The following is a 6420-nucleotide window of genomic DNA, read 5'->3' as shown; positions in this document are numbered from 1 at the left end:
CGTCAGCAAGAGCCAACTCACCGGGTCCAGGGCCCGCAGGGTCCTGGCGGATAAGGGGGTGCGGGGGAAAAGGCGGAGCCTTGTCCCCCGGGGACGGAGCGACGCCGGATCACGCCACGGCGGCGGCGCTGCTTTTCCGGCGCCGGAGGTTCCGCAGGTCGCGCAGGTCCAGTGCCCCGAGGAGGTGGGCGGTGCCGAAATAGGTGGCCATGCCGGTGGCGACCAGGAGCAGGAGGCGGGCCACGCGCAGGCCTTCGGCGGGGAAGAGCAGGGCGGAGAGGCCCCAGAGGACCAGCATCATCACCCCTGCCGCCAGCAACATGCGGGGCACGCGGCTGCGCAGGCGCCGGTCTGGGTACCAGGCGCCGTGCCGGTGCAGCAGGAAGGCCAGCGCCCCGGCATTGACCCAGGCCGCGATGCAGGTGGCGAGCGCCACGCCGACATGGGCCAGGAACTGGATCAGGATCAGGTTTAGCACGAGGTTCAGCACCACCACGGCGATGCCGATCCGCACCGGGGTGCTGGTGTCGCCGCGCGCGAAGAAGCCGGGGGCGAAGGCCTTCACCAGCACGAAGGCAGGCAGGCCGACGGCATAGGCGGCCAGGGCATGGGCGGTGGCGGTGGCAGCCTCGGCCCCGAAGGCGCCCCGTTCGAAGAGGGCCTGCACGATCGGGCCGGCGGTGATCCACTGCGCCGCGGCGGCGGGGATGGCCAGTGCCAGGGAGAATTCCACCGCCCGGTTGAGCGTGCGGTGCGCCGAGAGCGGCTGCCGGGTGCGGAACTGCCGTGCCAGCATGGGCAGCAGGGCGGTACCGACCGCCGCGCCGATCACCCCCAGCGGGAGCTGCGCCACGCGGTCGGCGTAATAGAGGTAGGACACCGCGCCGGCCGGCAGCAGGGTGGCGATCAGCGTGTCGATGGCGAGGTTGAGCTGGGTGACGCCGGCGCCGAGGACGCCGGGCAGCATGCGCCAGAGCACGGTCTTCACGTCGGGCGTCAGCCGCGGCTTGCGGGGCAGCAGGGGCATCCCCTTTCGCGCCGCGACGATCCAGACCATGGCGAGCTGCGCGATGCCGGAGGCCATGACGCCCCAGGACTGGGCATGGCCGGGCGTGGCGACATAGGGGGTGAGGCCCAGCAGGGCCACCATGGCGAAGAGGTTGAACAGGATCGGCGCCGCCGCCGCCGCGGAGAAGCTGCCCAGCCCGTTCAGCACGCCCGAGACCAGCGCGGTCAGGCAGATGAAGAACAGGTAGGGGAAGGTGATCCGCGTCATCTCGAGCGTCAGCTCCCAGCGCAGCGGATCGTCGTTGAAGCCCGCGGCCAGGACCGTCAGCACCTGCGGCATGAAGATCCAGCCCAGCACGGTCAGCAATGCCAGCCAGAGGGCGAGGAGGGTGCCCATGCGCTCGGCCAGCAGGCGGGCGGCCGCGGGGCCTTCCGCCGACAGCGTGGCGGAGAAGGCGGGGACGAAGGCGGCGTTGAAGGCGCCCTCGCCGAACAGGCGGCGGAACAGGTTGGGCAGCTTCAGCGCCACGAAGAAGGCATCGGCCACCGGGCCGGCGCCCATGATGGCGGCCACCAGCATGTCCCGCGCGAAGCCCAGGATGCGGCTGAGCAGCGTCCAGGCGCCGACGGTAAGGATGCCTTTGAGCATGGGTGGGGCGCGTTCCCTCTGTGCCGAAACGCGCGTGATACAGGTCCCGCGATGCGAGAAACAGCCCATGGGCGGATCGCGGGACGGCCGGTCCCCTCGCGAATGGCGGTGTCTCCCCGGGCGGGGAGACGGGTTTGCCGGGGCGCCGGGCTGTTTGTTAAATCTTCGTATTCTTCTCCGCTCCGGGTGCAGCGGCGTCCCGGCAGGGGCGGAGGCCCGGCGGCCCCTTGCGCTTAGCGGGCCGGCAGGAAGCCGACCAGCTCCTCCGCCCGGCGGACGATCGGGTCGGCGATGCCGGCGGCCTTCCCGGCGCCCTGGCGCAGCGCGGCATCCACGGCGGCAGGATCGTCCAGCAGCCGCTTCATCTCCGCCTGGATGGGGGAGAGCTTCGCCACCAGCGCCTCGGCCAGCACCTCCTTGAAGGCGCCGAAGCCCTTGCCGCCATGCTCGGCCAGCACCGCGTCCGCCGTGCTGTCGGTGATGGCGGCGAGGATGCCGACGAGGTTGCGCGCCTCGGGCCGTGCCTCCAGCCCGCGCGCCTCGGAGGGCAGGGGCTCGGGGTCGGTCTTGGCGCGGCGGATCTTCAGCGCCACCGTGTCGGCATCGTCGGTCAGGTTGATGCGCGACTGGTCGGAGGGGTCCGACTTGGACATCTTCTTCGTGCCGTCGCGCAGGCTCATCACCCGCGCCGCCACGCCCTGGATCAGCGGCTCGATGGTGGGGAAGAAATCCACCCCGTAGTCGTGGTTGAACTTCTGGGCGATGTCGTTCGCCAGCTCCAGGTGCTGCTTCTGGTCGTCGCCTACCGGCACCTGGGTGGCGTGGTAGGCATGGATGTCGGCCGCCATCAGGTTCGGATAGACATAGAGGCCGACCGAGGCGCCCTCGCGGTCCTTGCCGGCCTTGTCCTTGAACTGCGTCATGCGGTTCAGCCAGCCGATGCGGGCGACGCAGTTGAAGATCCAGGCGAGGCGCGCATGGGCCGGCACATGGCTCTGCACGAAAAGGATGCAGCGCTCCGGGTCCAGGCCGCAGGCGATCAGCGCCGCAGCCATCTCGCGCGTCTGCCGCGCCAGCTCCTTCGGGTCCTGCCAGACGGTGATGGCGTGCTGGTCCACCACGCAGAAGAGCGAGGCGTCGCCGTTCTGCATCGGCACCCAGTTGCGGATGGCGCCGAGATAGTTGCCGAGGGTGGGAATACCGGAGGGCTGGATGCCCGAGAAGACACGCTGCATCGGGGGTGGAGACCGGAGCTCTTGTTGATGGAGCGGCGGTCTTCCGCCCCTGGCGCCCCGGCGTCAAGGGCGGGGCGCCTCCCGCCGGCCGCGGGAGGCCGGCTGGCCCTGGGCAGGCGACGGCGGCCCTCGTGACGGAATCGCAACATGGCACGGGGCCTGCTTGCCTGCGCCGGGCAACCGGATCGTTCCGGCAGGGAAGCACGGGTTCACGGAACGGACATCTCCTGCCAGCCTTCGCCCCGGCATCCGCGAGGCGGCCCAACCCATCCCGATGCGGCGGACCGGTATGCGGCGCCGCAGGAGAGAACACGCCATGAAGAATTCCGAGCCGATCTGGCAGTTCGTCGAGAACCACCGCGCGGTCTTCGAAGGGCTCAGCGACCGGGTCTGGGAGATGCCGGAGCTGAACTTCCAGGAGAAGCGCTCGGCGGCGGAGCATGTCGCGATGCTGAAGGAGCAGGGCTTCCGCGTCACCGAGGGCCTCGCCGGCATTCCCACGGCGGTGATGGGGGAGGCGGGCGAGGGCGGGCCGGTGATCGCCATCCTGGGCGAGTACGACGCGCTGCCCGGGCTGAGCCAGGAGGCCGGCGTGGCCGAGCACCGCCCGCGGCCGGGCGAGCATGCCGGCCATGGCTGCGGCCACAACCTGCTGGGCGCCGGCGCCATGCTCGCGGCCACGGCGGTGAAGGACTGGCTGGCGGCGAACGGGGTGAAGGGCCGCGTGCGCTATTATGGCTGCCCGGCCGAGGAAGGCGGCGCGGCCAAGACCTTCATGGTGCGCGACGGCGTCTTCGACGATGTGGACATCGCCATCTCCTGGCACCCGGCGCCCTTCTCCGGCGTGAACCCGGCGCATTCGCTGGCGATCCTGCAGGTGGACTACAGCTTCACCGGCCGTTCCTCCCATGCCGCCGCCGCGCCGGAGCTGGGCCGTTCCGCGCTGGACGCGGCGGAGCTGATGAATGTCGGCGTGAACTACATGCGCGAGCACATGCCGAGCAGCGCGCGCATCCACTACGCCTATCTGAACGCCGGCGGCATCGCGCCGAATGTGGTGCAGGGCGCGGCGAAGATCCGCTACCTGATCCGTGCCGCCGAGCTGCCGGAGCTTCGCAGGCTGGCGGAGCGGGTGGAGAAGATCGCCCAGGGCGCCGCGCTGATGACCGAGACCACGGTGGCATCCCGGGTGGTCAGCGGCATGAGCAACCTGCTCCCCAACACGCCGCTGGAACAGGCGATGTACGACAACTTCCAGCGCCTGGGCGCGCCGGAATTCGACGAGGCCGACCGCGACTTCGCCCGCGCCATCCAGAACACCGTGCGGCGGGAGGATATCGTGGCCGCGCATCGCCGCTTCGGCCTGCCGGTGACGGATGCGCCGCTCTGCGACCGCGTCGCGCCGCTCGACGCGCCGCCGCCGCCCAGCGTCGGCTCCACCGATGTCGGCGACGTCTCCTGGGCCGTGCCGACGGTGCAGGCGCGCGGCGCCACCTATGCCATCGGTACGCCGGGGCATTCCTGGCAGCTCACGGCGCAAGGCAAGACGCCCTATGCCCACAAGGGCATGGCGCATGTGGCCAAGGTGATGGCCGGCACGGCGGTCGATGTGCTGCAGAGCCCGGAACTGCTGGCCCAGGCCAGGGCCGACCACCAGGCGCGGCTGGCCCGCACGCCCTATGACTGCCCGCTGCCCGCGGGGCTGGAGCCGGTCTTCGACATGGCCGAGGGGGCCTGAAAGGGTGTGGCCTGGGAGGAGGTCCGGGGAAAGGCCGGTCCTCCTCCCAGGCACGGCTGGGCAGGCTGGGAGCGGGTCACGGCCAGTCCGGGTTCGGGATTCACCGACACCGCGGATGAGGCGTGTGCCGGGTGGCAAGCCCGTCGACGGCCTGCATCCGTCACCCGCGCCGGAAGAGGGGCTGTCCAGGCCTTGCCTGCGTCAAGCCGATGCCCCCATGCGGCCGATCTCGCCCGCATCCTGCAGGCTCCAGGCCTTCCAGCAGAGGTCCAGGAGCTGTCTGCTGCGATCCGTGGGAAGAATGCCTTCGGTCTGGCCCATGAACTTCTCGACGAGCTGTTGATCGGACATGGGGTGCAGTTGGCTTCCCACGGCGTGCTCGACGAAGACATGCATCGTGCGGCCGTCGTTGAGCGTCACGACCATGTCGGCCTGATCTGGCTTGATGGCGGGGTCCACCGTTGCCTCGACCTTCTTGCGCAAGGTCACCACGGTGGGGTCCTTCACGGCGGCATCGGTGAAGGCCTGTTCGCCCGCACGGCCCGTGACCAGTGCGACAGCCACGGCATGGAAGATGCTGAACTTGCCTTCCAGGCCGGTGCGTGGCTCGGTCTTGCCCATGAGGTTGAGCACCAGCGGGTGGACCTTCAGGGCTATGGAGCGGATGTCCCCGGGCCTGGGGCTGTTGGCGTTGCGCAACTGGATGGCGGCGTCGATCGAAGGGTGGGCGACGATGCCACAGGCGAAGGGCTTGTAGGTGTTCAGCGCCAGTTCGTATCGCTCGCCCAGGCCTGTTGTCACTTCGTCCCAGTTGTGCCGCGTGCTCAGCGCCTGCCCCCAGCCGTCGAAGCCTTCGATCGCCACATCCGAGGCGGTGTAGCCTTGCTGGGCCAGCAGGGCCGCGATCATCCCGTTCTGCGCGGCCTTGCCGGGATGGAAGCTCTTTGTGTCGGTGCCGAACTGCACCTTCAGCCCCACCGGCTGTGTGGCGGCCAGGCCCATGGCCCAGGTCATGCGCTGTTCATCCAGGCCCAGGACGCGCCCTATGGCGGCTGCGGCGCCGAAGACGCCCGTGGTGCCGGTGATGTGCCAACCCATGGCGTAGTGTTCGGGGAACACCGAGTTCCCGATCCGGCACTCGATCTCACATCCCAGGGTCAGCGCATTCATGAAATCCTGGCCCGACACCGGCCGGAACTGCGCGAAGGCCGTCAGGGCCGAGGCGACTGGCCCCGCCGGATGGATGATGGTCTTGAGATGCGTATCGTCGAAGTCCAGGACATGGGAGCTGATCCCGTTGACCAATGCGGCATTCGGTGCATCCAGCCGCTCGGTGCGGCCGAACAGGCAAGCCTGCTCCGGGCCGGAAAAAGGCTTCAGGGCTGCCACGGCGCGGCCTGGAGCATCCTGGCGTGACCCGCCAACCGCGCAGCCCACCCAGTTGAGGAGGGTGCGCGTGGCTTCCTTGCGGACTGCTTCCGGCACCTGGTCGGCGGGTGCCGATGCGGCGTAGCGGGCAATGATCCTGGTGACGGGCGGCGGTGCGGAACCCTTCGGCGCTGCCCCGGGGGCTGTAGCGGATGCAGGCTGGTTGCCGCCGCCGCTGTGCTGCTGCGCAATCGCCGGGCGAGCAAGAGCGGCCACGGCGATGGTGCCCATGATGATGTTGCGACGGTCGGTGGCGGTCATGGCGTGTCCCTGAGACGGTTTTCTTGTTGGAAGAGCGGCATGCTCGGCTTCTGACGGCACCCACGGATCGTGCGTGGCAGGCCAGGAGCGCACCGCCCATC

At 69.9% G+C, this 6420-nt stretch carries 4 protein-coding genes; 1 reads left to right on the top strand and 3 read right to left on the bottom strand.

All coding sequences use genetic code 11. The annotated features are described in order from the left end of the window. Positions 1-109: 109 nt before the first annotated feature. Entirely contained in the window at positions 110-1657 is a 1548-nt protein-coding gene (murJ, locus tag BT98_RS0116880; RefSeq protein WP_019462241.1) for a murein biosynthesis integral membrane protein MurJ, read from the bottom strand. 233 nt (positions 1658-1890) lie between these two features. Continuing rightward, positions 1891-2892: a tryptophan--tRNA ligase gene (trpS, locus tag BT98_RS0116875; protein ID WP_019462242.1), complete on the bottom strand. Its 1002-nt coding sequence runs from the start codon at positions 2890-2892 to the stop codon at positions 1891-1893. A gap of 316 nt (positions 2893-3208) precedes the next feature. Here trpS and BT98_RS0116870 point away from each other — a divergent pair, with 316 nt between their 5' ends. Beyond that, positions 3209-4630, top strand: a complete 1422-nt coding sequence (locus BT98_RS0116870; protein ID WP_019462243.1) for a M20 family metallopeptidase — start codon at positions 3209-3211, stop codon at positions 4628-4630. 201 nt (positions 4631-4831) lie between these two features. Here BT98_RS0116870 and BT98_RS0116865 read toward each other — a convergent pair whose 3' ends face one another. After that, complete coding sequence (locus tag BT98_RS0116865) at positions 4832-6319, bottom strand: MmgE/PrpD family protein (protein WP_027297306.1); 1488 nt, start codon at positions 6317-6319, stop codon at positions 4832-4834. Positions 6320-6420 lie beyond the last annotated feature (101 nt).

Source organism: Roseomonas mucosa ATCC BAA-692 (genome assembly GCF_000622225.1).
Classification (GTDB): Bacteria; Pseudomonadota; Alphaproteobacteria; order Acetobacterales; family Acetobacteraceae; genus Roseomonas; species Roseomonas mucosa.
The sequence above is the reverse complement of the archived record's forward strand: the minus strand, read 5'-3'. Positions and strand labels throughout refer to the sequence as shown.

Excerpts from the sequence above, each read along its gene's own strand:
- murJ (WP_019462241.1), bottom strand. The coding sequence starts at position 1,657 with ATGCTCAAAGGCATCCTTACCGTCGGCGCCTGGACGCTGCTCAGCCGC.
- trpS (WP_019462242.1), bottom strand. The coding sequence starts at position 2,892 with ATGCAGCGTGTCTTCTCGGGCATCCAGCCCTCCGGTATTCCCACCCTC.
- BT98_RS0116870 (WP_019462243.1), top strand. The coding sequence starts at position 3,209 with ATGAAGAATTCCGAGCCGATCTGGCAGTTCGTCGAGAACCACCGCGCG.
- BT98_RS0116865 (WP_027297306.1), bottom strand. The coding sequence starts at position 6,319 with ATGACCGCCACCGACCGTCGCAACATCATCATGGGCACCATCGCCGTG.